Origin of the sequence: Paraburkholderia translucens, assembly GCF_020881035.1 — a bacterium.
Taxonomy (GTDB): domain Bacteria; phylum Pseudomonadota; class Gammaproteobacteria; order Burkholderiales; family Burkholderiaceae; genus Paraburkholderia; species Paraburkholderia translucens.
This window is the reverse complement of record NZ_JAJITC010000025.1, coordinates 19,393-45,306: the sequence shown is the minus strand read 5'-3', so window position 1 is coordinate 45,306 and position 25,914 is coordinate 19,393. Positions and strand designations below refer to the sequence as shown.

Here is a 25,914-nt window from a genome sequence, read left to right as displayed (position 1 = left end):
GCGCCTCGCCAGCTCGATACTGGCCTTCATCGCACAAATTCTCGGACCCCACGACAAAACTCGCCTCGCCTGAAAAACAAAACCCCACGCTCCGAAAAACGTGGGGTTGGTCAGCAGTCTGAGCCACCTATCGAAGGTGGCTTTTTGAGATTTTGGTGCTGTGTCCGAAAACGACTCCCGGTGCGATCAGAACATGTTGCGGCGATCGGGTTCGTGCAGCGGGTCGGGGGTCTTTTGCGTGAGGCGCAGGATGCCCTGGTCGTCGAAATAGAAGCTGTAGAGCATGTACCAGACATTGTCTTCGAGATAGCGATAGGTCCAGACTTCGCGCCTCATCATCGGGAAGTACGACGTTTCGACCGGACGGCCGAAGTTCACCAGCACGTCGCTGCGCGTCCATTTGCCGATTTCGGCGCGATAGAACTCGTTGGGCTGCAGCACCTGGCGCATGTCGACGATCTTGCCGGCCGCGTCGATGTCGGCGGCCGTGGTGGTTTCGCCCATCGGTTGGGTCGGCCACATCAGACGCTTGCCGCCGTCCGGGAGATCGTAGGTTTCGCGCGGCGGACCGAGCCGGGCGATGACCGTCGAGACGTCCGCACCCTGCTGATATTGCTGCCACGGCTGCAAGCAGCCGCCGAGCGCGAGCGCGCTGAGGCAGGCGAACGCGGCACGGCGCAGACGGGCGCCGGCCGGCCTCGCGACAGAGGCCGCCGTGCGGTGGTGGCGGTCGAACATGTATTCCTCCGATGGCGTTCGAGTGGGCATTTTTAGCATCGAGACGCATCATTTTGACATGTGCCGCAGTAAATGAATCGCCTCGCCGGACCGTGCCCGGCGTTACGCCGGTAAAGTTGCACCGGCTTGCCTATTTCATGGGCGGCGTCCTATGATCCGCGCTTCGAAAGATTCGGGCAGGACACAATGATGGCGATGTGGCAACGGACGGCGGCGCTGGCGCTGACAGCGATTTCGATGGCGATGGCAGCGGCGAGCGTGACGCACGCCGCGACGGCGCCCGGCCCGACGGCGGCCGGCAAGTCCACCGGCACACCAATCCAGCTCGCGTTGATCGAAGGCATGTCCGGTCCGTTCGCGAACGCGGGCGCGGCGGTCGAGCGCAATCTTCGGTTCGGTGTCGAGCAGGTGAACGCGCACGGGGGCGTAAAGTTCGCGGACGGCATTCATCCGTTCGAACTCGTCGTGCTCGACAGCAAGGGCAGCACCGAGGAAGCGCTGACGCAATTGCGTGCGGCTGCGGACCGTCATATCGGCTACATCCTCCAAGGCAACGGCTCGGCGGTCGCCGCGGCGCTGATCGGCGCGATCGACAAACAGAACAGCCGCGAACCGGACAACCGCGAACTTTTCCTCAACTACTCCGCCGACGACCCCGCGCTCACCAACGCAGATTGCAGCTTCTGGCACTTCCGCTTCGACGCGCACGCGGGCATGCGCATGGCCGCGCTCGCCGATGTAATCGAGCGCGACAAGGCCGTGAAGAGGGTCTATCTGCTGAACCAGGATTACAGCTTCGGCCACGACGTGAGCAGCCTCGCGCGTTCATCGCTCGCGTCCAGGCGTCCCGACATCGCGGTGGTCGGCGACGAATTTCATCCGATCGGCCGCGTGAAGGACTTCGCGCCGTATATCGCGAAAATACGCGCGAGCGGCGCAGACGCGGTGATCACCGGGAATTGGGGCAACGATCTGACGCTGCTCGTGAAGGCGGCACGCGAGCAGGGTCTCGACACGAAGTTTTACACGTTCTACGGCAACAGCCTCGGCGCTCCGGCCGCGCTCGGCGACGCGGGTGTGGGTCACGTGATCGCCGTGGCGGAGTGGCATCCGAACGTCGGCGGCAGGGCTTCCGACGCATGGTACGCGGCGTTCCGCGCGCGCTTTCCGGCCGCCCAGGACGACTACCTGGTCCTGCGCATCCCCCTGATGGTCGAAACGCTTGCCGCCGCGATGAACCGCGCGGGCAGCGCCGATCCGACGGCGGTCGCGAGAGCGCTCGAGGGCATCCGCTTCGAGAACGGCTTTCACGCATCGTGGATGCGCCCCGACGACCACCAGTTGATCCAGCCCCTTTACGTAATGCAGATGACCAAAGCCGGCACGCCGGGCGTGCCTTTCGACAACGAAGGCTCCGGCTATGGGTTTCGCACGGTGCTGGCGCTGCCGGCCGAGCGCACGACATTGCCGACGGTCTGTCGGATGCGGCGGCCTTGAGCGGCCGCGAGCGGTGCTCATTTCGCCTTGCTGGTCGGGGTTCGCGGCCGAGGCGGGCTGTGCTACAATACGCGTCCCGTTGTTGGGCTGGGTGTTGAGATTCAGTCAACTCGGCCACGAACGGGACTCAGCAGATTGTGAAACGGGTATCCCACGGCACGGCCTTTCTTCCGTGACCGCCTGTCCAGTTATCAAGGAAATTGACATGTCCGCAGTTGAAGCAAGCAAGAAGTCCGAAGTCGTCGCGCAATTCGCACGCGCAGCCAACGACACCGGCTCTCCCGAAGTTCAGGTCGCGCTGCTCACGACCCGTATCAACGAACTGACCTCCCACTTCAAGGAGCACACGAAGGATCACCACAGCCGCCGCGGTCTGCTGCGCATGGTGAGCCGCCGTCGCAAGCTGCTCGACTACCTGAAGGGCAAGGACGCGGACCGTTACCGCAGCCTGATCGAGAAGCTGGGTCTGCGTAAGTAATCGGCCAGTCGTTCAGCAAGATGCCTGTGTCAGTTTCGCTGATACAGGCATTTTGTTTTTGCGCGGTGCGCTTTGTGTGACGCGTCGGGTCTGTGATCCGCGGCATATCCCGGTCCGCGCGGCGTCCCTGAGCAACGCAATAGCAGTAGCGGTGGCAAAACAGCAGTAAAACAGGCAGTAACAGGAATATGGCCGGGCTTCAGGGCGGAGTTTTGTGTCATTCCAGCGGTTCGCGCGCATTCGCAGCACGTGGCTCTCTGGAATGGCATAGCACGACTCTTCCCATGCGGTGCCGGTCCCGGCGTTGCCGCGCCGCTTCTGGTCTGCGCGGCATTACGATGAGGAAATGCAATGACTATGTTTAACAAGATCGTCAAAGAGTTTAAGTGGGGGCAGCACAACGTTCGCCTTGAAACCGGTGAAATCGCTCGCCAGGCGAGCGGCGCGGTAATCGTCGACGTCGAAGATACCGTGGTGCTCGCCACCGTGGTCGGCGCGAAGACCGCAAAGCCGGGCCAGGACTTCTTCCCCCTGACCGTCGACTACCTCGAAAAGACCTACGCCGCCGGCAAGATCCCGGGAGGCTTCTTCCGCCGCGAAGGCCGTCCGTCGGAAGGGGAGACGCTGATCTCGCGCCTGATCGACCGCCCGCTGCGCCCGCTTTTCCCGGAAGGCTTCTACAACGAAGTTCAGGTCGTGATTCACGTGCTGTCGCTGAATCCGGAAATCCCCGCCGACATCCCCGCGCTGATCGGCGCCTCGGCGGCGCTCGCGGTGTCCGGTCTGCCGTTCAACGGCCCGGTCGGCGCGGCGCGCGTGGCTTACATCAACAACGAATACGTGCTGAACCCGACGCGCGCACAGATGAAGGAGTCGGCGCTCGACCTCGTCGTCGCCGGCACGGAGCGCGCGGTGCTGATGGTCGAATCGGAAGCGCAGCAGTTGAGCGAAGAAGTCATGCTCGGCGCCGTCGTGTTCGGTCACGAGCAGATGCAAACCGCGATCGACGCAATCCACGAACTGGTCCGCGAAGGCGGCAAGCCTGAGTGGGACTGGCAACCGGCCGCGAAGAACGAAGCGCTGATCGCGCGTGTGACCGAACTCGCGCAAGCCGATCTGCTCGCCGCTTACCAGATCCGCGACAAGCAGGCTCGCTCGACCAAGCTGAAGGAAGTCTACGCGGCGACTTCGGCGAAGCTCGAGGAAGAAGCGGCGGCAGCGGGCACCGTGGCGGCCGACAAGGCGTCGGTCGGCAACGTGCTGTTCGACATCGAAGCGAAAATCGTTCGTACGCAGATCCTGAACGGCGAGCCGCGTATCGACGGCCGCGATACGCGCACTGTGCGCCCGATCGAAATCCGCACTGGCGTGCTTCCGCGTGCCCACGGCTCGGCGCTGTTCACGCGCGGCGAGACGCAGGCACTGGTCATCGCGACGCTCGGCACGAAGGGCGACGAGCAAAGCATCGACGCGCTCGAAGGCGAGTACCGCGAACGCTTTATGCTTCACTACAACATGCCTCCGTTCGCTACCGGCGAAACGGGCCGCGTCGGTTCGCCGAAGCGCCGTGAAATCGGCCACGGCCGACTCGCGAAGCGCGCGCTCGTCGCGTGCCTGCCGAGCGCCGACGAATTCGGCTACTCGATCCGCGTCGTGTCGGAAATCACCGAGTCGAACGGTTCCTCGTCGATGGCTTCGGTGTGCGGCGGCTGCCTCGCGCTGATGGACGCCGGCGTGCCGATGAAGGCGCACGTCGCCGGTATCGCGATGGGCCTGATTCTCGAAGGCAACCGCTTCGCGGTGCTGACCGACATCCTCGGCGACGAAGATCACCTCGGCGACATGGACTTCAAGGTCGCGGGTACCGAGCAAGGTGTGACCGCGCTGCAGATGGACATCAAGATCCAGGGCATCACGAAGGAAATCATGCAGGTCGCGCTCGCGCAGGCGAAGGAGGGCCGCATGCACATCCTCGGCAAGATGACCTCGGCCGTGGCAGGTGCGAATACGCAGCTGTCGGAGTTTGCGCCACGCATGATCACGATCAAGATCAACCCGGAAAAGATCCGCGACGTGATCGGCAAGGGCGGCTCGGTGATCCGTGCGCTGACCGAAGAAACCGGCACGACGATCGACATTTCGGACGACGGCGTTGTCACGATCGCGAGCACGAATAGCGAAGGCATGGCCGAAGCGAAGCGTCGTATCGAAGCGATCACGATGGAAGTGGAAGTCGGCCAGGTGTACGAAGGCACCGTGCTCAAGCTGCTCGATTTCGGCGCGATCGTGAACATCCTGCCGGGTAAGGATGGTCTGCTGCACATCTCCGAGATTGCGAACGAGCGCATCAAGGACATCAACGACTACCTGAAGGACGGCCAGCAAGTGAAGGTCAAGGTCATCCAGACGGACGAGAAGGGTCGTGTGCGTCTGTCGGCAAAGGCGTTGCTGAACGACGCGCCGCAAGGCGAGCCGACGCCGCAATAATGCGGTAGCGAAAAAACGGCCGGTTGCGTAATGCGCGCCGGCCGTTTTTCATGCAGGATGGATTGCGTTGCGGATTCGAGTGGCGACGCGGCACTCAGGCGGCCGACAGCAACGGATAGGCAACACAATCCAATCTTGGAGTTGACGCAGATGAAAGCGATCGAAATCACCGAATTCGGTGCGCCGGAAGTCCTCAAGCTGGCGGAGCGTCCGACGCCGCAGCTCAAGGCGGGTGAGGTGCTCATCAAGGTGGCGGCATCCGGCATCAATCGTCCGGATGTGTTTCAGCGCAAGGGCGGCTATGCGCCTCCACCGGGGGCGTCGGATCTGCCGGGGCTGGAGGTGGCGGGCGAGATCGTCGGTGGCGCAATCGAGCCGAAGAACAACCCGTTCAGTCTGAAAATCGGCGATCGCGTGTGCGCGCTGCTCGCGGGCGGCGGCTACGCCGAGTATGCGGCGGCGCCGCTCCTGCAGTGCCTGCCGGTGCCGGTGGGGTTGTCGGATATCGAGGCGGCTTCGCTGCCCGAGACATTCTTCACGGTGTGGAGCAACGTGTTCAATCGCGCGCAACTCGGCCAGGGTGAAGGCGGTCCGAACGAAACGCTGCTCGTGCAGGGTGGGTCGAGCGGGATCGGTGTGACTGCGATCCAGATTGCGCATGCCCTCGGTTTCCGTGTGTTCGCCACCGCCGGCTCGGACGAAAAGTGTCGCGCGTGCGAAGCGCTCGGCGCCGAACGGGCGATCAACTACAAGACTGAAGATTTCGTCGAGGTCATCAAGTCGCTGACCAACGATCGCGGCGTCGACGTGATCCTCGACATGGTGGCGGGCAGCTACGTGCCGCGCGAGCTGTCGGCGCTCGCCGACGGCGGCCGCATCGTCCTGATCGCGCTGCTCGGCGGCGCTAAGGCGGAGTTGAACCTGAATGAAATGTTGCGCCGGCGGCTCACGCTCACCGGTTCGACGCTGCGGCCGCGGCCGGTCGAATTCAAGGCGCAAATCGCCGCGCAACTGAAGGAGCGCGTGTGGCCGCATCTCGAAGCCGGGCGCATCAAACCAGTCATACATCGCGTGTTTCCTGCCGTCCAGGCTGCCGACGCGCATTCGCTGATGGAAAGCAGCGCGCACGTCGGCAAGATCGTGCTGACTTGGGGTCAGGACGCTTGACGGCATCGGTTTGACCCGATCCACCCCACGCAGTAAAATTGCGCGTTTTGCGCGCGCCGGGTAGAAGCGGCGGGCGGACCGCGAGCGCAGGCAAGAACCTGTAGCGAGACGTTAGCTAAGTCCGCCAGCAGAGCAGGCAGGACTGCCAAGACAGGACAACACGAGACGATGTCGAAACAACAACGAGGCAAGCTGGTCGTCGGTAACTGGAAGATGCATGGGCGGCTCGCCGCGAATACCGCGTTGTTGCAGGCGGTAGCGCAGGGCGCCGATGAATTGCCGGCCGACGTGCGCGTCGGTGTATGCGTGCCGAGCCTCTATGTCGCGCAGGCGCAGTCGCTGCTCGAAGGCAGTCCGGTCGTGTGGGGCGTGCAGGATGTGTCCGCATTCACGCACGGCGCCTATACCGGCGAAGTGGCCGCGCCGATGGTGACGGACTTCGGCGCCACGCTTGCGATCGTCGGGCACTCGGAGCGTCGTGCGTATCACCGCGAAAGCGCCGAACTGGTGGCGGTCAAAACGCAGCGTGCGCTCGAAGCGGGTCTGACGCCGATCGTCTGTGTCGGCGAAACCCTCGAGGAACGCGAAGGTGGTTTGACCGAGCGGGTGGTCGGCGCGCAACTCGACGAGGTGCTCGCGAAGCTGTCGGCTCAGGAAGCGGCGCGCCTCGTCGTTGCGTATGAGCCGGTGTGGGCAATTGGCACCGGCAAGAGTGCGTCGGCGGAGCAGGCGCAGGCCGTGCACGCGTTTCTACGTGCGCGTCTCGCGGCAGAGGGCGCGGCGGACGTGCCGTTGCTGTACGGCGGCAGCGTGAAGCCGGACAACGCGGAAGAGTTGTTTCGTCAACTCGATATCGACGGTGGCCTGATTGGCGGCGCGTCGTTGAAAGCTCAGGATTTCCTGGCGATCTGCAAGGCGGCGGCCGCAACCAGCGTTGCCGGTTAAGCAGGGCGTCTCGGCAAGGATGACTCCATTTAGCGCAACACAAAGTGTGCGGCGCGGTTAAATAAAGACTCAGGTGAGTGTGATGCTGTATTTGAAAACGTTGATTATCGTCGTTCAGTTATTGTCGGCGCTCGGGGTCATCGGGCTCGTCTTGTTGCAGCACGGCAAGGGTGCCGATATGGGCGCGGCTTTCGGCAGCGGAGCGTCGGGCAGCCTGTTCGGCGCGACGGGGTCGGCGAACTTCCTCTCGCGTACCACGGCTGTGCTCGCGGCGCTGTTTTTTGTCACGACGCTGGCGCTCACTTACCTTGGCGCGTACCGCGTGAAGCCTTCGGCAGGCGTGCTGGGTGCGGCAGTCACTGCGCCGGTTGTTGCTTCGGCGCCGGCTGCGGGCTCGGCTCCAGTGGCGCCGTCGCCTGCAACGCCGGCTTCGCCAGCGTCCGTTCCGGCGACGGGCGTGCCGAAATAAATTTTCGGCCGACGTGCTCTTGTGCGTTGAACAATCCGCTTAAACAAGTTAGAATTCAAGTCTTGAAGCGATTCGCGGGTTTTACAAGTTGTTTTCCCGGATTGCATATAGTGCCGACGTGGTGAAATTGGTAGACACGCTATCTTGAGGGGGTAGTGGCGAAAGCTGTGCGAGTTCGAGTCTCGCCGTCGGCACCAAATGTTATCTAAATGCCAGCCGTTTGCTTCGCTTCGGCTGGCATTTTCACTTCTGGCGCGCGCAGGGCTTGCGCCATGTACGTTGAGAAAGTGATTTCGCGTCAGGGGTGCTATGCTCCTGACGGCACTCAGAACCAACCGATTGAGGATTGTCTTGAACCTCGCAGCCTATTTCCCCGTTTTGTTGTTCCTTATTGTGGGCACCGGTTTAGGCGTAGCACTGGTCAGTATCGGCAAGATCCTCGGTCCCAACAAGCCCGACACCGAGAAAAACGCACCGTACGAGTGCGGCTTCGAAGCATTCGAAGATGCGCGCATGAAGTTCGACGTGCGCTACTACCTCGTCGCCATTCTCTTCATTATTTTCGACCTTGAAACCGCGTTCCTGTTCCCGTGGGGCGTGGCGTTGCGTGACATCGGCTGGGCTGGTTTCACGGCAATGATGATTTTCCTGCTCGAGTTCCTGCTTGGCTTTGCCTATATCTGGAAGAAGGGCGGCCTCGACTGGGAATGATGGATTAATCGCCGGTTTGCGTGGGTGGCCAGGCTTGCCGCCCAGTCTGGAGTGGAAAGCAAATGAGTATCGAAGGGGTCTTGAAGGAAGGGTTTGTCACCACTACGGCAGACAAACTGATCAACTGGACGCGCACCGGCTCGCTGTGGCCGATGACGTTCGGTCTTGCGTGCTGTGCGGTCGAGATGATGCATGCGGGGGCTGCCCGTTATGACCTCGACCGTTTTGGTGTGGTGTTTCGTCCGAGTCCGCGTCAGTCGGACGTGATGATCGTCGCCGGCACGCTGTGCAACAAGATGGCGCCCGCTCTGCGCAAGGTCTACGACCAGATGGCCGAGCCGCGCTGGGTGATCTCGATGGGCTCGTGCGCGAACGGCGGTGGCTATTACCACTACTCTTACTCGGTCGTGCGCGGCTGCGACCGGATCGTTCCGGTCGACGTGTACGTGCCGGGTTGTCCGCCCACGGCGGAAGCGCTGGTGTACGGCGTGATCCAGCTGCAAGCCAAGATTCGCCGCACCAACACCATCGCCCGTCAATAAGGCCAACGCCTCCCCACTATATGGCAAGCAAACTCGAGACCCTGAAAGCGAACCTCGAGGCGGCCTTTGGCGGCCTCCTGTTGAGCACCACCGAGGCAGTCGGTGAGTTGACGATCGTCGTGAAGGCGAGCGATTACCTCAACGTGGCAAGGCGTCTGCGCGACGACCGCACGCTCGGTTTCGAGCAGTGCGTTGACCTGTGCGGCGTCGATTATCAAACCTATGCCGATGGCGCTTACGACGGCCCGCGTTTTGCGGCCGTGCTGCATCTGCTGTCGGTGCAGAACAACTGGCGTCTACGTCTGCGCGTATTCGCGCCGGACGACGACATGCCGATCCTGCCGTCCGTCGTCGAAATCTGGAATTCGGTCAACTGGTACGAGCGCGAAGCGTTCGACTTGTACGGCATCGTCTTCGAAGGTCACCCGGACCTGCGCCGCATCCTGACCGACTACGGTTTCATCGGTCACCCGTTCCGCAAGGATTTTCCGATCTCCGGTTACGTCGAGATGCGTTACGACCCGGAAGAGAAGCGCGTCGTCTATCAACCGGTGACGATCGAGCCGCGGGAAATCACACCGCGCGTGATCCGCGAGGATCGCTATGGCGGTCTGAAACACTAAGAGAACGTCATGGCAGAGATCAAGAACTACACGCTCAACTTCGGTCCGCAGCACCCGGCAGCGCACGGTGTGCTGCGGCTCGTGCTCGAACTCGACGGCGAAGTGATCCAGCGCGCCGATCCGCACATCGGTCTGCTGCATCGCGCGACTGAAAAGCTTGCCGAAGGCAAGACGTTCATCCAATCAGTGCCGTACATGGACCGTCTCGACTACGTGTCGATGATGGTCAACGAGCACGGCTATGTGCTCGCCATCGAAAAGCTGCTCGGCATCGACGTGCCGCTGCGCGCGCAATACATTCGGGTCCTGTTCGACGAAATCACGCGGGTGTTGAACCATCTGATGTGGATCGGCGCGCATGCGCTCGACGTCGGCGCGATGGCGGTGTTCCTGTATGCATTCCGCGAACGCGAAGACCTGATGGATGTGTATGAAGCGGTGTCCGGCGCACGGATGCACGCGGCCTACTATCGTCCGGGTGGCGTCTATCGCGATCTGCCTGACGCAATGCCGCAATACAAGGCGTCGAAGATCCGCAATGCGAAGGCGTTGTCGAAGATGAACGAGAACCGTCAGGGTTCGCTGCTCGACTTCATCGACGATTTCTTTACGCGCTTCCCGAAGTGCGTCGACGAATACGAAACGCTGCTCACCGACAACCGGATCTGGAAGCAGCGTCTGGTCGGCATCGGCGTGGTCAGCCCGGAGCGCGCGCTGCAGCTCGGCATGACCGGCGCGATGCTGCGCGGCTCGGGTGTCGAGTGGGACCTGCGCAAGAAGCAGCCGTACGAAGTGTATGACAAGCTCGACTTCGACATTCCGGTCGGCGTGAACGGCGACTGCTACGACCGCTACCTGGTGCGCGTCGAAGAAATGCGTCAATCAACGCGGATCGCGAAACAGTGCATTGAGTGGCTGCGCAAAAATCCGGGCCCGGTGATGACGGACAATCACAAGGTTGCGCCGCCGTCGCGAGTCGGCATGAAGTCGAACATGGAAGATCTGATCCATCACTTCAAGCTGTTCACCGAGGGCTTCCATGTGCCGGAAGGGGAGGCGTACGCCGCAGTCGAACATCCGAAGGGCGAGTTCGGCATCTATCTGATCTCGGACGGCGCTAACAAGCCGTATCGCCTGAAGATTCGCGCCCCGGGTTACGCGCACCTGTCCGCGCTCGACGAAATGGCGCGCGGCCACATGATCGCGGACGCCGTGACGATCATCGGCACGCAGGACATCGTGTTCGGCGAAGTGGATCGCTAGGACGTATTCAGCGACGCGGGTCTGCGGTCGTCGCACCGCCACGCGCGTCAAGCAAAGGAACGCCGGGTCTGTCGCAGTCTGACGTACGCGACAGGTTTTCGTTCGGTAGGAATTGAAAGAGTCGTGTCTGAAAATGATCTCAGCTGAAGGCCTGAAAGAAATCGATCGTGCGATCGCGAAGTATCCCGCCGATCAGAAACAGTCCGCCGTGATGTCGGCGTTGGCCATTGCTCAGGACGAGCATGGCTGGCTGTCGCCCGAACTTATGCAGTTCGTCGCGGATTATCTTGGCATGCCGGCGATCGCCGTGCAGGAGGTGGCGACCTTCTACACGATGTACGAGACGTCGCCGGTCGGCAAGTACAAGATCACGCTCTGCACGAATCTGCCGTGTCAGCTCGGCCCGGACGGCGGTTCGGAAAGCGCCGCCGAATACCTGAAGCAGAAGCTCGGCATCGACTTCGGCGAAACCACGCCCGACGGCAAGTTCTCCCTGAAAGAAGGTGAGTGCATGGGTTCGTGCGGCGACGCGCCGGTGATGCTGGTGAACAACCACCGTATGTGCAGCTTCATGAGCCGCGAGAAGATCGACCAGCTGCTCGAGGAACTTTCGAAATGACGGCTTTACATGATCGTCACATCAAACCGCTGATTCTCGCCGGGCTGAACGGCGACAACTGGCATCTCGAAGACTACGTAGCGCGCGGCGGTTATGCGCAGCTGCGCCGCATCCTCGAAGAAAAGATTCCCGCCGAGCAGGTGATCGCCGACGTCAAGGCGTCGGGTCTGCGCGGGCGCGGCGGTGCGGGCTTCCCGACCGGTCTGAAGTGGAGCTTCATGCCGCGTCAGTTCCCGGGCCAGAAATACCTCGTCTGCAATTCGGACGAGGGCGAACCGGGTACGTTCAAGGACCGTGACATCCTTCGCTTCAATCCGCATGCGCTGATCGAAGGCATGGCGATCGGTGCGTACGCGATGGGCATCACGGTCGGCTACAACTATATTCACGGCGAAATCTGGGAAGTCTACAAGCGCTTTGAACAAGCGTTAGAAGAAGCTCGCCGCGCCGGGTTCCTCGGCGACAACATCATGGGCTCGGGCTTCTCGTTCCAGCTGCACGCGCATCACGGTTACGGCGCGTATATCTGCGGCGAGGAAACCGCCCTGCTCGAATCCCTCGAGGGCAAGAAGGGGCAGCCGCGCTTCAAGCCGCCGTTCCCGGCGAGCTTCGGCGTGTACGGCAAGCCGACCACGATCAATAACACCGAAACGTTCGCGGCGGTGCCGTTCCTGCTCGCCATCGGCCCGCAGAATTACCTCGAAATCGGCAAACCGAACAACGGCGGCACGAAGATTTTCTCGGTGTCGGGCGACGTCGAGCGGCCGGGCAATTATGAAATCCCGCTCGGCACGCCGTTCGCGACGCTGATGGAGCTCGCCGGCGGTATGCGTGGTGGCAAGAAGATCAAGGCCGTGATTCCTGGCGGTTCGTCGGCACCGGTGATTCCGGGCGACATGATGATGCAGACCGACATGGATTACGACTCGATCGCGAAGGCTGGCTCGATGCTCGGTTCGGGCGCCGTGATCGTGATGGACGAGACGCGCTGCATGGTGCGCTCGCTGCTGCGTCTGTCGTACTTCTATTACGAAGAGTCGTGCGGTCAGTGCACGCCTTGCCGCGAAGGCACGGGCTGGCTGTACCGCGTGGTGCATCGTATCGAACATGGTCTCGGTCGCCAGGAAGATCTGGATCTGCTGAACTCCGTCGCGGAAAACATCATGGGCCGCACGATCTGCGCGCTGGGCGACGCAGCCGCCATGCCGGTCCGGGGCATGCTCAAGCACTACTGGGACGAATTCGAATATCACGTCGCTCACAAGCATTGCCTCGTCGGCGGCCATGCCGGCACGGCGGCGGCGCCCGAAACAGTGGCTGCCTGAGTCGGCCCGACAGATTCGGCTGACGGATAACTACCAGACGAACACCTCAACCGCAGGATTCATCGCCCGAAGCGGGCGATGAACAGGCGAACGATTGAGCGGTAACAGGTTAAGGAAGATTGACCATCATGGTTGAACTGGAAATAGACGGCAAGAAAGTCGAGGTGCCTGAAGGCAGCATGGTGATCCAGGCTGCGCATAAGGTCGACACCTACATTCCTCACTTCTGCTATCACAAGAAGCTGTCGATTGCGGCCAATTGCCGGATGTGTCTGGTCGATGTAGAGAAGATGCCGAAGGCCGTGCCAGCGTGCGCGACCCCGGTGTCGGCCGGCATGATCGTGCGCACCAAGTCGGACAAGGCGGTGAAGGGCCAACAAGCCGTGATGGAATTCCTGCTGATCAACCATCCGCTCGATTGCCCGATCTGCGACCAGGGCGGCGAATGCCAGTTGCAGGATCTGGCAGTTGGCTACGGCAAGTCGTCGTCTCGCTACAGCGAAGAAAAGCGCGTGGTGTTCCACAAGAACGTGGGCCCGCTGATCTCGATGGAAGAGATGTCGCGCTGCATCCACTGCACGCGTTGCGTTCGCTTCGGTCAGGAAATCGCCGGTGTGATGGAACTCGGCATGCTGGGTCGCGGCGAGCATTCGGAAATCACGTCGTTCGTCGGCAAGACGGTCGACTCCGAACTGTCGGGCAACATGATCGACCTGTGCCCGGTCGGCGCGCTCACGAGCAAGCCGTTCCGCTACAGCGCCCGGACGTGGGAGCTGTCGCGCCGCAAGTCGGTGAGCCCGCACGATTCCGTCGGCGCGAACCTCATCGTGCAGGTGAAGAACAGTCGCGTGATGCGCGTTCTGCCGTTCGAAAACGAAGCGATCAACGAGTGCTGGATTTCGGACAAGGACCGCTTCTCATACGAAGGCCTCAACAGCCCCGAACGTCTGACGAGACCGATGCTCAAGCAGGGCGGCCAGTGGGTCGAAACCGACTGGCAAACCGCGCTCGAATACGTGGTCAAGGGTCTGAAGGGCATCAAGGGCGACCATGGTGCGCAGGCGCTCGCGGCGCTGTCGAGCGCGCATAGCACGGTCGAAGAGCTATTTCTGCTGAAGCAGGTCGCGCAAGCCGTCGGCACGCCGAACGTCGACTTCCGCCTGCGTCAGTCGGATTTTTCGGCGCCCGTGACTGGCGCGCCGTGGCTCGGCAGCACGATCGCCGATCTGTCGAACGTCGATGCGGCGCTCGTGATCGGTTCGGATCTGCGCCGGGATCATCCGCTGTTCGCCGCACGTCTGCGCCAGGTCGCACGCGGCGGCTCCCCGCTCACGCTGATCCAGGCCACCAACGACGACGCGATGATCCCGCAGGCGCGACGTGTGGTTGCGGCGCCGTCGGCATGGCTCGACATGCTCGCCGGCATCGCCGGTGCGGTGGGCGAAGCGCAGGGCGTCGCGCTGCCGGAAGCATTCGCTGGCACGCAGCCGACCGACGCACACAAGCAGATCGCAAAATCGCTGGTCACCGGCGAGCACCGCGTCGTGCTGCTTGGCAACGAAGTGGTTCGTCATCCGGACTTCGCTGCGATCCACGCCACGGCGCAATGGATTGCCGAGGCAACCGGCGCAACACTCGGTTTCCTGACTGAAGCGGCCAACACGGTCGGCGCGCACCTCGTGAACGCGCTGCCGGGCGAAGGCGGTCTTAACGCACGCGAAGTGTTCGAGCAGCCGCGCAAGGGCTATCTGCTGCTGAATCTCGAACCGGAATTCGACACGGCCAATCCGGCAGAGGCGCTTGCCGCGCTCAAGCAGGCCGAGATGGTCGTCGTCATGTCGCCGTTCCAGACGGGCGCCGACTATGCCGACGTGCTGCTGCCAATCGCGCCGTTCACGGAAACCGGCGGCTCCTTCGTCAACGCGGAAGGTACCGTGCAGGCGTTCAATGGCGTGGTGCGTCCGCTCGGCGACACGCGTCCGGCCTGGAAGGTGTTGCGCGTGCTGGGCAGCCTGCTCGGCGCGCCGGGCTTCGAATACGACACGGTTGAAGAAGTGCGCACGGCTGCGCTCGGCGATGGTGACCTGAGTTCGCGTCTGTCGAACCGCACCGGCGTCGCGGTAACGCGCGGCAAGGCCGTGACGGCGGCGGAAGGCAAGTTCGAGCGTCTCGCGAACGTGCCGATCTATCATGCCGATGCCCTCGTGCGTCGCGCGCCGTCGTTGCACCTGACGGCGGCGGCCCGTACGGCGAACGCGGTCGGCCTGCCGGCGGCGCTGTTCGACAAACTGGGATTGAAAGAGGGCGACGCGGTGCGCGTTCGTCAGGGCGAGCAAACGGTGCAGTTGCCGGCCGTGCGCGATGCGAATCTTGCGGAGACGGTCGTCCGCGTATCGGCGGCTACGCCTGCCGGTGCGGCGCTGGGCAGCCTGTTCGGTGAACTGGTGGTGGAGAAGGCGTAAATGAGCTTGTTCGATACGATCAACTCGGGCGGCGCCCAACTTCTCGGTGTGGCATGGCCCACGGTGTGGGCGCTCGTGCGCATCCTGGTGGTGGCCGTCGTGATCCTGCTGTGCGTCGCTTACCTGATCCTGTGGGAGCGTAAGCTGATCGGCTGGATGCACGTGCGTCTCGGGCCGAACCGCGTCGGCCCCGGTGGACTCTTGCAGCCGATCGCCGACGTGCTGAAGCTGCTGCTCAAGGAAGTGATCCAGCCCGCCCAGGCGAGCCGCTGGATCTACGTCATCGCGCCGATCATGGTGGTGGTGCCGGCGTTCGCGGTTTGGGCGGTGATTCCGTTTCAGGCGGGCGCGGTGCTCGGCGACATCAACGCGGGTCTGTTGTACGCGATGGCGATCTCGTCGATCGGCGTATATGGCGTGATTCTGGCCGGATGGGCGTCGAACTCGAAATACGCGTTTCTCGGCGCGATGCGTGCCGCGGCGCAGATGGTCTCATACGAAATCTCGATGGGCTTCGCGCTCGTGGTCGTGCTGATGACGGCGGGCACGCTGAATCTGTCGGGCATCGTCGGCTCGCAGGAGCAGGGCTTCTTCGCATCGCACGGCCTGAACTTCCTGTCGTGGAACTGGCTGCCGTTGCTGCCGATGTTCGTCGTGTACTTCATCTCGGGCATTGCCGAAACCAACCGTCATCCGTTCGACGTGGTGGAAGGTGAATCGGAAATCGTCGCGGGCCACATGATCGATTACTCGGGTATGGCGTTCGCGCTGTTCTTCCTCGCCGAGTACATCAACATGATCGTCATCTCGGCATTGGCTGCAACTCTGTTCCTCGGCGGCTGGAGCGCACCGTTTGGGTTCCTGTCGTTCATCCCGGGCATCGTCTGGCTCGTCGCCAAGGTCTTCCTCCTGTTGTCGGTGTTCATCTGGGCGCGTGCGACGTTCCCGCGCTACCGCTACGACCAGATCATGCGTCTGGGCTGGAAGGTCTTCATTCCGGTCTGTGTGGTGTGGCTCGTGGTGGTCGGCTTCTGGATCATGTCGCCGTTGAACATCTGGAAATAAAGGGCGGACGAACCTATGACCGCAATCCAAAACTTCTTCAAGACTTTCTTCCTCACGGAACTGCTGAAAGGCCTCGCGCTGACCGGACGCTACACGTTCCAGCGCAAGGTCACCGTGCAGTTCCCGGAAGAGAAGACCCCGATCTCGCCGCGTTTCCGCGGCCTGCATGCGCTGCGCCGCTATGAAAACGGCGAAGAGCGCTGTATCGCGTGCAAACTGTGCGAAGCAGTGTGTCCGGCGCTCGCGATCACGATCGAATCGGAAACGCGCGCGGACAACACGCGCCGCACGACGCGCTACGACATCGACCTGACCAAGTGCATCTTCTGCGGTTTTTGCGAAGAAAGCTGCCCGGTCGACTCGATCGTCGAGACGCACATTCTCGAGTATCACGGCGAGAAGCGCGGCGACCTGTACTTCACGAAGGAAATGCTGCTGGCCGTCGGCGACCGCTACGAAGCGCAGATCGCCGCCAATAAGGCAGCCGATGCACCGTATCGTTGAAGCGCTTTCCCGCTGATGCAGTAATTGCGGCAGTAAAAGCAGTAACACGGCCTGCTGTCGGGCCGACCGCCGCGGCCTGAGCGCCGCGGCACGGCGCACCTGTGCGGCGGTTCTGGCGGTTTCGGCCGCTGTTGCCGAGCACGCGTGCCAAAGAACAATGCCTGACGATGGCCTAACGATGAACCGGTAATCATGGAATTCACGACCGTACTGTTCTACATCTTCGCGCTGCTCCTGGTGGTTTCAGGGCTGAAGGTGATCACCTCGCGCAACCCGGTGGCGTGCGCACTGTTTCTGGTGCTGGCGTTCTTCAACGCAGCGGCGATCTGGATGCTGCTGGAGGCCGAGTTCCTCGCGATCCTGCTGGTGTTGGTCTACGTCGGCGCGGTGATGGTGCTGTTCCTGTTCGTCGTGATGATGCTGGACATCAATCTCGACGTGCTGCGCAAGGACTTCAAACGCTTCGTGCCGATGGCCTCGGCGGTGGGAGCGATCATCGTGGTCGAAACCGCGCTGATCCTGTGGCACGGCTATGGCGCGACCACCACGGCGCTGCACGACACGGCCGCGGCCGCCGCCGGTATGGGCGATTGGTCGAATACGCGCCTGATCGGCAAAGTCATCTACACCGACTACATCTTCGCGTTTGAAATCGCCGGCCTGATTCTGCTGGTGGCGATCATCGCTGCGATCGCGCTGACCTCGAGCCACAAGAAAGACAGCAAGCGTCAGAACGTCAGCGCCCAGGTCAAGGTGCGAGCCCAGGACCGCGTGCGCGTCGTGAAGATGCCGTCAGAGAAAAGCGCGGCAACCCTTGCAGCGGAAGAAGCAGCTGCTGCAGCTGCAGCAGCAGCCGACTCGGCACCGGCCAAGAACAGCTGAGCGGACAGGAGATAGAAATCATGTTGAGCCTTGCCCATTACCTTGTCCTCGGCGCGATCCTGTTTGCGATCAGCATCGTCGGCATTTTCCTGAACCGCCGCAACGTCATCATCATTCTGATGGCGATCGAACTGATGCTGCTCGCGGTGAACACCAATTTCGTCGCGTTCTCGCACTACCTGGGCGACGTGCACGGCCAGATTTTCGTCTTCTTCGTGCTGACGGTTGCCGCTGCCGAAGCGGCGATCGGTCTCGCAATTCTGGTGACCCTGTTCCGCAGCCTCGACACGATCAATGTCGAGGATCTCGATCAGCTCAAAGGTTAATTTCAGGAAAAGCGGTTATGTCCACGATACTCAATGAAAACCTGCTGTTGGCAATTCCGCTGGCACCGCTCGCCGGTTCGCTGGTTGCAGGGCTGTTCGGAAAGGCGATAGGGCGAGCGGGCGCGCATTCGGTCACGATCCTCGGCGTCGCGATATCGTTCGTCCTGTCGGTCATGGTGTTCTTCCAGGTGATGGACGGCGCGAGCTTCAACGCGACCGTTTATCAATGGATGTCGATCGGCAAGACGCAGCTCGAGGTCGGGTTCCTGGTCGACTCGCTGACCGCGATGATGATCGTCGTGGTGAATTTCGTGTCGTTGATGGTGCACATCTACACGATCGGCTACATGGCCGACGACGATGGCTACCAACGCTTCTTTTCGTACATCTCGCTGTTCACGTTCTCGATGCTGATGCTCGTGATGAGCAACAACTTCCTGCAGTTGTTCTTCGGCTGGGAGGCGGTGGGTCTCGTCTCGTACCTGCTGATCGGCTTCTACTTCAAGCGTGAGAGCGCGATCTACGCGAACATGAAGGCGTTCATCGTGAACCGCGTCGGCGACTTCGGTTTCCTGCTCGGTATCGGTCTGCTGTTCGCATTCGCCGGTTCGATGAACTACGGCGAGGTCTTTGCGAAGCGCACGGAACTCGCGGCGCTGAATTTTCCGGGTACCGACTGGGGTCTGCTGACGGTCGCCTGCATTTGCCTGTTCATCGGCGCGATGGGTAAGTCGGCGCAGTTCCCGCTGCACGTGTGGCTGCCCGATTCGATGGAAGGCCCGACGCCGATCTCCGCGCTGATTCACGCGGCAACCATGGTGACGGCCGGTATCTTCATGGTCACGCGTATGTCGCCGCTGTTCGAACTGTCGGATACGGCGCTGTCCTTCGTCCTGGTCATCGGTGCGATTACCGCGCTTTTCATGGGCTTCCTCGGGGTCGTCCAGAACGACATCAAGCGTGTGGTCGCTTATTCCACGCTGTCGCAGCTCGGTTACATGACGGTCGCGCTCGGCGCGTCGGCTTATTCGGTCGCCGTCTTCCATCTGATGACGCACGCGTTCTTCAAGGCGCTGTTGTTCCTCGGCGCCGGCTCGGTGATCATCGGCATGCACCACGATCAGGACATGCGCAACATGGGCGGCCTGCGCAAGTACATGCCGATCACGTGGATCACGTCGCTGATCGGTTCGCTCGCGCTGATCGGCACCCCGTTCTTCTCAGGCTTCTATTCGAAAGACTCGATCATCGACGCGGTGAGGCTGTCGCATCTGCCGGGCTCGGGTTTCGCATACTTCGCAGTGGTAGCAAGCGTGTTCGTGACCGCGCTGTATTCGTTCCGTATGTATTTCATGGTGTTTCATGGCGAGGAGCGCTTCCGCGGTCCGAAGCACCCGGGATCTCCGATGGGCGCCGAAGCCGCGTTGCATGCACATGCGCATGACGCCCACGGCCACGACGACCACGCTCACGAGCCGCATGAGACGCCGTGGGTCGTGTGGGTGCCGCTGGTGCTGCTGGCGATTCCGTCGATCGTGATCGGCGCGATAGCTGTCGGTCCGCTGCTGTTCGGCGACTTCTTCCAGCACGGCGTCGCGTTCGACAAGGTGATCTACATCAGCGAGAACCATCCGGCGCTGCATGAGATGGCTGAAGAATTCCAGGGCTGGGCGTCGATGGGACTGCACTCGGTGTCGGGTCTGCCGGTATGGCTCGCGCTCGCTGGCGTACTGGTCGCCTGGTACCTGTATCTGGTCCGTCCGGATCTGCCTGCGGTCATCAAGCGCGCATTCGGCCCGATCTACACGCTGCTCGATAACAAGTACTACATGGACAAGATCAACGAAGTCGTGTTTGCTCGTGGCGCGGTCGCCATTGGCCGGGGTCTGTGGAAGGAAGGCGACGTGGTCGTGATCGACGGCGTCGTCAACGGCAGCGCACGCTTTATCGGCTGGTTCGCTAGCGTGATCCGGTTCCTGCAATCCGGCTACATCTACCACTACGCGTTCGCCATGATCATCGGCATGCTGGGGCTCCTGACCCTGTTTGTAACGCTCGGCGGCAAATAAGGCGAGGGACACTCATGCACGCTTATCCGATTCTCAGCATCGCGATCTGGTTGCCGATCCTCTTCGGTCTGCTGGTCCTTGCGATCGGCAACGACCAGAACCCGGCCCCCGCACGCTGGATCTCGCTGATCGGCTCGGTCCTGAGCTTCATCGTCACGCTGCCGCTGATCACGAGCTTCGACTCGAGCACCGCCGACCTGCAGTTCGTCGAGCAGACGAGCTGGATCGATCGCTTCCACATCACGTATCACCTCGGCGTGGACGGCATTTCGATGTGGTTCGTCGTGTTGACAGCGTTGATCACGGTGATCGTGGTGATCGCAGGGTGGGAAGTGATCACCAAGAACGTCGGCCAGTACTTCGCAGCGTTCCTGATCCTCTCGGGGATCATGGTGGGCGTGTTCAGCGCGGCGGACGGCTTGTTGTTCTACGCGTTCTTCGAAGCGACGCTGATTCCGATGTACATCATCATCGGTGTGTGGGGCGGGCCGAACCGCGTGTATGCGGCGTTCAAGTTCTTCCTGTATACGCTGGCGGGCTCCCTGCTGATGCTGGTCGCGCTGATCTATCTGTATGTCGAGACCGGATCGTTCGACCTCGCGACCTGGCAGCACACGCAGATCGCGATGACGCCACAGGTACTGCTCTTCATCGCGTTCTTCCTCGCATTCGCGGTGAAGGTCCCCATGTGGCCGGTGCACACCTGGTTGCCTGACGCCCACGTGGAAGCGCCGACCGGCGGCTCGGTCGTGCTGGCCGCGATCATGCTGAAGCTGGGCGCATACGGTTTCCTGCGTTTCTCACTGCCGATCACGCCGGACGCGAGCCATTTTCTGGCGCCGGTCGTCATCACGCTGTCGCTGATTGCCGTGATCTACATCGGCCTCGTCGCGATGGTGCAGGCCGACATGAAGAAGCTGGTCGCTTATTCGTCGATCGCGCATATGGGTTTCGTCACGCTCGGCTTTTTCATCTTCAATCAGCTCGGCGCGGAAGGCGCGATCGTGCAGATGATCTCGCACGGCTTCGTGTCGGGCGCGATGTTCCTGACCATCGGCGTACTGTACGACCGGATGCACTCGCGTCAGATCGCCGATTACGGTGGCGTCGTCAACGTGATGCCGAAGTTCGCCGCGTTCGTGATGCTGTTCGCCATGGCCAACTGCGGCTTGCCGGGCACTTCCGGTTTCGTCGGCGAGTTCATGGTGATTCTGGCTGCCGTCCAGTACAACTTCTGGATCGCGGGCGGTGCGGCCGTCACGCTGATTCTCGGCGCGGCCTACACGCTATGGATGTACAAGCGGGTGTACTTCGGTGCGGTCGCCAACGATCACGTGAAGAGCCTGTTCGACATCAACCGCCGCGAGTTTTTCATGCTGGCAGTGCTTGCTGCACTGACGCTGTTCATGGGCCTGTACCCGAAGCCCTTTACCGATGTGATGCACGTATCCGTGGAAAACCTCCTCTCCCACGTTGCTCAATCGAAGCTGCCGTTGCCTCAGTAACGACGAGCGGAGGAATTTAAGACCATGCAAAACGCCCCTATGACTGCTCTGTTGCCCGACGCACTGGTGATGTTCGCCATTGTGATCGCGTGGCTCAACGACACGTTCGTCGGCCAGGAGGGTCGCCGCACCACGTATTTCATCGCGTTCTACTCGACGCTCGTCGCCGGGATCTGGTTCGCGTTCAATGCGTTCGACCCGCAAGTGCATTACTTCTTCGATCACATGTACGTGGTCGATCCGTTCGCCAACGTGATGAAGGCGGTGGTGTCGCTCGGCTACGCGGTGACGATCGTTTATTCGCGTCGCTACCTGGAAGACCGTGGCCTGTTCCGCGGCGACTTCTTCCTGCTCGGCATGTTCTCGCTGCTCGGTCAGATCGTGATGATCTCGGGCAACAACTTCCTGACGCTGTACCTCGGTCTGGAACTGATGTCGCTGTCGCTGTACGCCGTGATTGCGCTGCGCCGCGAAGTGGCGTCGTCGAACGAAGCGGCGATGAAGTACTACGTGCTCGGCGCGCTGGCTTCGGGCTTCCTGCTCTACGGTATTTCGATGCTGTATGGCGCGACCGGCTCGCTCGACCTGAGCGAGGTGTTCAAGGCGATCAGCACAAGCCACTACGATGCGACCGTGTTGCTGTTCGGTGTGATCTTCATCGTGGCGGGCGTGGCGTTCAAGATGGGCGCGGTGCCGTTCCATATGTGGGTGCCCGACGTGTACCAGGGCGCACCAACGGCCATGACGCTCGTGGTCGGCGGCGGCCCCAAGGTCGCGGCGTTTGCCTGGGGTCTGCGTTTCCTCGTGATGGGCCTGCTGCCGCTCGCAGTTGAATGGCAGCAGATGCTGGTGATTCTGGCGGCGCTGTCGCTGATCGTCGGCAACATTACCGGTATCGTGCAGCGCAACGTCAAGCGGATGCTCGCGTATTCGGCGATTTCGAACATGGGCTTCGTGCTGCTCGGCCTGCTCGCCGGCGTCGTCGACGAGAAGACCACGGGCGCTGCGAGCGCGTACAGCTCGGCGATGTTCTACAGCATCGTCTACCTGATCACGACACTCGGCACCTTCGGCGTCATCATGCTGCTCGCGCGCCGCGACTGCGAAGCGGACACGCTCGAGGACTTCAAGGGCCTCAATCAGCGCAGCCCGGTGTTCGCCTTCGTCATGATGATCATGATGTTCTCGCTCGCGGGAATTCCGCCCGCAGTCGGCTTCTACGCGAAGCTCGCCGTGCTGCAGGCGACGATGAACGCTGGCCTGACCTGGCTCACCGTGCTGGCAGTGATTACGTCGTTGTTCGGCGCGTTCTACTACCTGCGTATCGTCAAGCTGATGTACTTCGACGAGCCGCAAGACAAATCGCCGATCCTTGCCGACACGGGCACTCGCGCGATGCTCGCGCTCAACGGCGTCGCGGTGCTGGTGCTCGGTATAGTGCCGGATCCGCTGTTGCGCGCCTGTCTGCAGGCAGTCCAGCACACGCTGCTGCTCTGATGTCCGCCGCGGGCTGGTTCATCGTGCTGTTGGCGCTGGTCGGCGCCAACCTGCCGTTCGTGAATCAGCGCCTCTTCGCCGCCGTGCCGTTGAAAGCGGCGAAGAAAAGCGCATGGCTCCGGATCGCCGAATTGATCGTGCTGTATTTCGTGGTCGGCGCGCTGGCTTTTCTGCTCGAGGCGCGCGCGGGAAATCGCTTCGAGCAGGGCTGGCAGTTCTATGCGATCACGTTCGCGCTGTTCGTCGTGTTCGCATTCCCCGGATTTACCTTCCAATATCTCGTCAAACGCCGCTGACGGCGTGCCGCCGTCGGGCGCGCCTGGCTGTTCTGAGGTCCGCACATGGCCGAACTTCCCAATCACGATGCCGCGCTAACTGAGACTTGCATCGACAGCAAGACGGTCCATCAAGGGCCGTTCATGACGGTCAAGTTCGATACGGTCCGTTTGCCAGACGGCAAACAGGCGACGCGCGAATACGTTCAGCATCCGGGCGCCGTCATGGTGATCCCTTTGTTCGATGACGGTCGCGTCCTGCTTGAGAGCCAGTATCGCTATCCGATGGGCAAGGTGATGGTCGAATATCCGGCCGGCAAGCTCGACCCGAACGAGGGGGCGCTCGCCTGCGCGGTGCGCGAACTACGTGAGGAAACCGGCTATACCGCTCGCGAATACGTGTACTTGACACGAATTCACCCGATCATTTCCTATTCGACCGAATTCATTGACATCTATCTCGCGCGAGGCTTGACCGTGGGCGAGCGCGAACTCGACGACGGCGAGTTTCTCGAACTCTTCACGGCAAACCTGGAGCAGGTGTCGGAGTGGGTGCGAACGGGCAAAATCACCGATGTGAAGACGATCATTGGTACGTTCTGGCTCGAGAAGGTGTTGTCGGGCGCGTGGCCGACGAAAGCGCCCGAAGCGGTATAGGTGTGCCTCTGCCGGATCGCTGATCCGCGTTGACGTTTAATAAAGCCCCTGTTGGTCGACGACCGGCAGGGGCTTCGTCATTGGCTTCGCCATTTTCTTTCGAGCCCGAGAACAAGGCGGTTCCTATGCCATCCGGCCGGCTCGTCGCGGTCTCGTTGGCGAGCTAGTATGAACCTATTATCCGCTGCCGGTCGCTGATCTTGTTTGGGATAACGAATGATCGGCATCGGAATAATCTGATTGCAGGTCGATTTGTGGTTGTCGATTGACAACTATTGGCGGAGCGACTACATTGGAGGTGCCGGTGGTTCGAGGAAAGCACACGAAGAAAGAGATCGAGAACGCATTGGCGTACGCGGAACGGCATGGCTGGCGCGTCCAGGACGGAGGGAAAGGCCATGCGTGGGGAAAGATTTCTTGCCCGTACAAAGACAGCGAGTGCCGTTGCGGAGAGTTCTGTATATCGAGCGTATGGAGTACGCCGAAGAACCCCGGCAATCACGCCAGACATTTGCGGCGCATCGTCGACAACTGCACGACTCGACGTCAGTCGGTTCGCAAGTATTAAACCGCAATCGCAATCAGGTGGGCTAAACCAGGACAGGAGTAACGTATGGAATATGTGTTCACGTTGAAATATCGCCTCGCTGCCGAAGACTGTGATGCGGACGCAATCGTCGAGCGGTTGGGAGCAATGGGGTGCGACGACGCCACAGTTGGCGTCGGGCAAGCAGGTCGTCTCGCGCTGCTTTTCACTCGGGAAGGCGCGAGCGCGATTGAGGCTGTCGCCAGCGCGCTCAAAGACGTGAAGCGCACGGTGCCGTCCGCCAGACTGGTCGAAGCGGGGCCTGACTTCGTGGGGCTGACCGACGTGGCCGAGGTGGCCGGTGTGTCGCGGCAAAACATGCGCAAGCTGATGCTGAACCACGCCATCGACTTCCCGCCGCCGGTCCACGAAGGCAGTGCGTCGGTGTGGCATCTGGCGGACGTACTCGAATGGCTGACCGAGCGCGGCGACTACGACATCAAGACCGGTGTGATGGACATGGCAAAACTGGCAAAGCAGATCAATCTGACGAAGGAGGCCCGTCAGATCGAACCGCGTGTGAGCCGTCAACTCGGAGATCTCGTGGCGTAGGAGGGCTCCGGAAGCGGGCGGGAAAACGAATCAGGCGTGACATGGCTTACGCGCCGGGCCGCCTTCGGCAGGGCCTGCCGTAAAGCGTTAAAATCGCCCACCCGCGTCAGATTCCCGTACACCAACTGACGACTGAGCGTCGGCTCCGCAGCTTTACGAACGACCGTTCACAAATTTTCATTTTGCGCTAAACTGGCACGCAAGCCCTGATTCCACATGAAGGTCCTCGATTTACAGTGTCCGCATGGCCATCGGTTCGAAGGATGGTTCGCTTCGGCTGATGACTTCGAGTCGCAGCAGTCCCGCAAGCTCGTCGAATGTCCGATCTGCGGCGCGACCGAGGTCAGCCGGTTGCCGTCGGCACCGCGTCTGAATCTGTCGGGCGCGGCCGACTCGAAGGTGCCGGCGGGCGTAGAGCAAATGCAGGCGCACATGATCCGAGCGCTGCGCGAGGTACTGGAGAAGACCGAGAACGTGGGCGACCGCTTCGCCGAGGAAGCGCGGCGCATTCACTACAACGAGGCGCCCGCGCGCAGCATTCGCGGCGTGACGACGCCGGAGGATGCGCGTGCCTTGGTCGAGGAAGGCATTGAAGTGATGCCGCTGCCGGTCCCGGCTGCGCTGAAGGAACCGCTGCAATAGCGCAGTGGCTCCAGGCAGCCGGATGGTG

The 25,914-nt window shown here is 61.6% G+C and carries 26 protein-coding genes and 1 tRNA gene; 26 read left to right on the top strand and 1 reads right to left on the bottom strand.

Translation table 11 applies throughout. The annotated features are described in order from the left end of the window. Positions 1–186: 186 nt before the first annotated feature. Entirely contained in the window at positions 187–738 is a 552-nt protein-coding gene (locus LJ655_RS28515; protein WP_230564502.1) for a hypothetical protein, read from the bottom strand. Positions 739–924: 186 nt separating this feature from the next. Between LJ655_RS28515 and LJ655_RS28510 the strand changes: the two genes are divergently transcribed. From LJ655_RS28510 to LJ655_RS28385, 26 genes are all read left to right on the top strand, one after another. Further along, positions 925–2,235, top strand: a complete 1,311-nt coding sequence (locus LJ655_RS28510) for a branched-chain amino acid ABC transporter substrate-binding protein (protein ID WP_230564501.1) — start codon at positions 925–927, stop codon at positions 2,233–2,235. A gap of 205 nt (positions 2,236–2,440) precedes the next feature. After that, positions 2,441–2,713 (top strand): 30S ribosomal protein S15, encoded by a 273-nt coding sequence (rpsO, locus tag LJ655_RS28505; RefSeq protein ID WP_008920609.1) that lies wholly within the window; start codon positions 2,441–2,443, stop codon positions 2,711–2,713. 351 nt (positions 2,714–3,064) lie between these two features. Beyond that, complete coding sequence (pnp, locus tag LJ655_RS28500; protein ID WP_230564500.1) at positions 3,065–5,200, top strand: polyribonucleotide nucleotidyltransferase; 2,136 nt, start codon at positions 3,065–3,067, stop codon at positions 5,198–5,200. 150 nt (positions 5,201–5,350) lie between these two features. Continuing rightward, a complete protein-coding gene (locus LJ655_RS28495; RefSeq protein WP_230564499.1) occupies positions 5,351–6,367 on the top strand; it encodes an NAD(P)H-quinone oxidoreductase in 1,017 nt (338 codons plus the stop codon). A 168-nt stretch (positions 6,368–6,535) separates the two neighbouring features. After that, entirely contained in the window at positions 6,536–7,312 is a 777-nt protein-coding gene (gene tpiA, locus LJ655_RS28490; protein ID WP_230564498.1) for a triose-phosphate isomerase, read from the top strand. 82 nt (positions 7,313–7,394) lie between these two features. Continuing rightward, positions 7,395–7,781: a preprotein translocase subunit SecG gene (gene secG / locus LJ655_RS28485; protein ID WP_230564497.1), complete on the top strand. Its 387-nt coding sequence runs from the start codon at positions 7,395–7,397 to the stop codon at positions 7,779–7,781. A 112-nt stretch (positions 7,782–7,893) separates the two neighbouring features. Continuing rightward, positions 7,894–7,978, top strand: a tRNA-Leu gene (locus tag LJ655_RS28480). A 154-nt stretch (positions 7,979–8,132) separates the two neighbouring features. Beyond that, complete coding sequence (locus LJ655_RS28475) at positions 8,133–8,492, top strand: NADH-quinone oxidoreductase subunit A (RefSeq protein WP_230513376.1); 360 nt, start codon at positions 8,133–8,135, stop codon at positions 8,490–8,492. Positions 8,493–8,554: 62 nt separating this feature from the next. Further along, entirely contained in the window at positions 8,555–9,034 is a 480-nt protein-coding gene (locus tag LJ655_RS28470) for a NuoB/complex I 20 kDa subunit family protein (RefSeq protein WP_006052903.1), read from the top strand. Between the two features lie 20 nt (positions 9,035–9,054). Further along, the gene (locus LJ655_RS28465) at positions 9,055–9,657 is read left to right on the top strand and encodes an NADH-quinone oxidoreductase subunit C (RefSeq protein ID WP_230564496.1); all 603 of its coding nucleotides are present in this window, start codon (positions 9,055–9,057) and stop codon (positions 9,655–9,657) included. Positions 9,658–9,666: 9 nt separating this feature from the next. Continuing rightward, entirely contained in the window at positions 9,667–10,920 is a 1,254-nt protein-coding gene (locus LJ655_RS28460; RefSeq protein WP_230564495.1) for an NADH-quinone oxidoreductase subunit D, read from the top strand. Between the two features lie 133 nt (positions 10,921–11,053). Then, entirely contained in the window at positions 11,054–11,539 is a 486-nt protein-coding gene (nuoE, locus tag LJ655_RS28455; RefSeq protein ID WP_230564494.1) for an NADH-quinone oxidoreductase subunit NuoE, read from the top strand. Beyond that, positions 11,536–12,864: an NADH-quinone oxidoreductase subunit NuoF gene (gene nuoF, locus LJ655_RS28450; protein WP_230564493.1), complete on the top strand. Its 1,329-nt coding sequence runs from the start codon at positions 11,536–11,538 to the stop codon at positions 12,862–12,864. Before nuoE ends, nuoF begins: the two co-directional genes overlap by 4 nt. Positions 12,865–12,992: 128 nt before the next feature. Then, positions 12,993–15,326, top strand: coding sequence for an NADH-quinone oxidoreductase subunit NuoG (nuoG, locus tag LJ655_RS28445; protein WP_230564492.1), 2,334 nt, complete (start codon positions 12,993–12,995; stop codon positions 15,324–15,326). Beyond that, complete coding sequence (gene nuoH, locus LJ655_RS28440) at positions 15,327–16,391, top strand: NADH-quinone oxidoreductase subunit NuoH (RefSeq protein WP_230564491.1); 1,065 nt, start codon at positions 15,327–15,329, stop codon at positions 16,389–16,391. A 15-nt stretch (positions 16,392–16,406) separates the two neighbouring features. Beyond that, positions 16,407–16,895 (top strand): NADH-quinone oxidoreductase subunit NuoI, encoded by a 489-nt coding sequence (gene nuoI / locus LJ655_RS28435; protein ID WP_013088942.1) that lies wholly within the window; start codon positions 16,407–16,409, stop codon positions 16,893–16,895. A gap of 192 nt (positions 16,896–17,087) precedes the next feature. Further along, on the top strand, positions 17,088–17,777 hold the full coding sequence (locus LJ655_RS28430; RefSeq protein ID WP_230564490.1) for an NADH-quinone oxidoreductase subunit J: 690 nt from the start codon (positions 17,088–17,090) through the stop codon (positions 17,775–17,777). Positions 17,778–17,797: 20 nt separating this feature from the next. Then, positions 17,798–18,103 (top strand): NADH-quinone oxidoreductase subunit NuoK, encoded by a 306-nt coding sequence (gene nuoK, locus LJ655_RS28425; protein ID WP_007588140.1) that lies wholly within the window; start codon positions 17,798–17,800, stop codon positions 18,101–18,103. Between the two features lie 17 nt (positions 18,104–18,120). Beyond that, positions 18,121–20,172 carry an NADH-quinone oxidoreductase subunit L gene (gene nuoL, locus LJ655_RS28420; protein ID WP_230564489.1) on the top strand — a complete coding sequence of 684 codons (2,052 nt, stop codon included), beginning with the start codon at positions 18,121–18,123 and terminating at the stop codon, positions 20,170–20,172. 14 nt (positions 20,173–20,186) lie between these two features. Next, a complete protein-coding gene (locus LJ655_RS28415; RefSeq protein ID WP_230564488.1) occupies positions 20,187–21,677 on the top strand; it encodes an NADH-quinone oxidoreductase subunit M in 1,491 nt (496 codons plus the stop codon). A 24-nt stretch (positions 21,678–21,701) separates the two neighbouring features. Then, positions 21,702–23,174: an NADH-quinone oxidoreductase subunit NuoN gene (gene nuoN / locus LJ655_RS28410; protein ID WP_230564487.1), complete on the top strand. Its 1,473-nt coding sequence runs from the start codon at positions 21,702–21,704 to the stop codon at positions 23,172–23,174. Next, a complete protein-coding gene (locus LJ655_RS28405) occupies positions 23,174–23,470 on the top strand; it encodes a DUF2818 family protein (RefSeq protein ID WP_230564486.1) in 297 nt (98 codons plus the stop codon). The genes nuoN and LJ655_RS28405 overlap by 1 nt, the downstream gene beginning before the upstream one ends. Positions 23,471–23,515: 45 nt before the next feature. Further along, positions 23,516–24,106 (top strand): NUDIX domain-containing protein, encoded by a 591-nt coding sequence (locus tag LJ655_RS28400; protein WP_230564485.1) that lies wholly within the window; start codon positions 23,516–23,518, stop codon positions 24,104–24,106. A gap of 304 nt (positions 24,107–24,410) precedes the next feature. Next, positions 24,411–24,674, top strand: a complete 264-nt coding sequence (locus tag LJ655_RS28395) for a hypothetical protein (protein WP_230564504.1) — start codon at positions 24,411–24,413, stop codon at positions 24,672–24,674. Positions 24,675–24,719: 45 nt separating this feature from the next. Beyond that, the gene (locus tag LJ655_RS28390; RefSeq protein WP_230564484.1) at positions 24,720–25,244 is read left to right on the top strand and encodes a helix-turn-helix transcriptional regulator; all 525 of its coding nucleotides are present in this window, start codon (positions 24,720–24,722) and stop codon (positions 25,242–25,244) included. A gap of 216 nt (positions 25,245–25,460) precedes the next feature. Next, positions 25,461–25,886, top strand: a complete 426-nt coding sequence (locus tag LJ655_RS28385) for a DUF1178 family protein (RefSeq protein WP_230564483.1) — start codon at positions 25,461–25,463, stop codon at positions 25,884–25,886. Positions 25,887–25,914: the final 28 nt, after the last annotated feature.

Coding starts and splice junctions, on each gene's coding strand:
- LJ655_RS28515 (WP_230564502.1), bottom strand. CDS start 738: ATGTTCGACCGCCACCACCGCACGGCGGCCTCTGTCGCGAGGCCGGCC.
- LJ655_RS28510 (WP_230564501.1), top strand. CDS start 925: ATGATGGCGATGTGGCAACGGACGGCGGCGCTGGCGCTGACAGCGATT.
- rpsO (WP_008920609.1), top strand. CDS start 2,441: ATGTCCGCAGTTGAAGCAAGCAAGAAGTCCGAAGTCGTCGCGCAATTC.
- pnp (WP_230564500.1), top strand. CDS start 3,065: ATGACTATGTTTAACAAGATCGTCAAAGAGTTTAAGTGGGGGCAGCAC.
- LJ655_RS28495 (WP_230564499.1), top strand. CDS start 5,351: ATGAAAGCGATCGAAATCACCGAATTCGGTGCGCCGGAAGTCCTCAAG.
- tpiA (WP_230564498.1), top strand. CDS start 6,536: ATGTCGAAACAACAACGAGGCAAGCTGGTCGTCGGTAACTGGAAGATG.
- secG (WP_230564497.1), top strand. CDS start 7,395: ATGCTGTATTTGAAAACGTTGATTATCGTCGTTCAGTTATTGTCGGCG.
- LJ655_RS28470 (WP_006052903.1), top strand. CDS start 8,555: ATGAGTATCGAAGGGGTCTTGAAGGAAGGGTTTGTCACCACTACGGCA.
- LJ655_RS28465 (WP_230564496.1), top strand. CDS start 9,055: ATGGCAAGCAAACTCGAGACCCTGAAAGCGAACCTCGAGGCGGCCTTT.
- LJ655_RS28460 (WP_230564495.1), top strand. CDS start 9,667: ATGGCAGAGATCAAGAACTACACGCTCAACTTCGGTCCGCAGCACCCG.
- nuoE (WP_230564494.1), top strand. CDS start 11,054: ATGATCTCAGCTGAAGGCCTGAAAGAAATCGATCGTGCGATCGCGAAG.
- nuoF (WP_230564493.1), top strand. CDS start 11,536: ATGACGGCTTTACATGATCGTCACATCAAACCGCTGATTCTCGCCGGG.
- nuoG (WP_230564492.1), top strand. CDS start 12,993: ATGGTTGAACTGGAAATAGACGGCAAGAAAGTCGAGGTGCCTGAAGGC.
- nuoH (WP_230564491.1), top strand. CDS start 15,327: ATGAGCTTGTTCGATACGATCAACTCGGGCGGCGCCCAACTTCTCGGT.
- nuoI (WP_013088942.1), top strand. CDS start 16,407: ATGACCGCAATCCAAAACTTCTTCAAGACTTTCTTCCTCACGGAACTG.
- LJ655_RS28430 (WP_230564490.1), top strand. CDS start 17,088: ATGGAATTCACGACCGTACTGTTCTACATCTTCGCGCTGCTCCTGGTG.
- nuoK (WP_007588140.1), top strand. CDS start 17,798: ATGTTGAGCCTTGCCCATTACCTTGTCCTCGGCGCGATCCTGTTTGCG.
- nuoL (WP_230564489.1), top strand. CDS start 18,121: ATGTCCACGATACTCAATGAAAACCTGCTGTTGGCAATTCCGCTGGCA.
- LJ655_RS28415 (WP_230564488.1), top strand. CDS start 20,187: ATGCACGCTTATCCGATTCTCAGCATCGCGATCTGGTTGCCGATCCTC.
- nuoN (WP_230564487.1), top strand. CDS start 21,702: ATGCAAAACGCCCCTATGACTGCTCTGTTGCCCGACGCACTGGTGATG.
- LJ655_RS28405 (WP_230564486.1), top strand. CDS start 23,174: ATGTCCGCCGCGGGCTGGTTCATCGTGCTGTTGGCGCTGGTCGGCGCC.
- LJ655_RS28400 (WP_230564485.1), top strand. CDS start 23,516: ATGGCCGAACTTCCCAATCACGATGCCGCGCTAACTGAGACTTGCATC.
- LJ655_RS28390 (WP_230564484.1), top strand. CDS start 24,720: ATGGAATATGTGTTCACGTTGAAATATCGCCTCGCTGCCGAAGACTGT.
- LJ655_RS28385 (WP_230564483.1), top strand. CDS start 25,461: ATGAAGGTCCTCGATTTACAGTGTCCGCATGGCCATCGGTTCGAAGGA.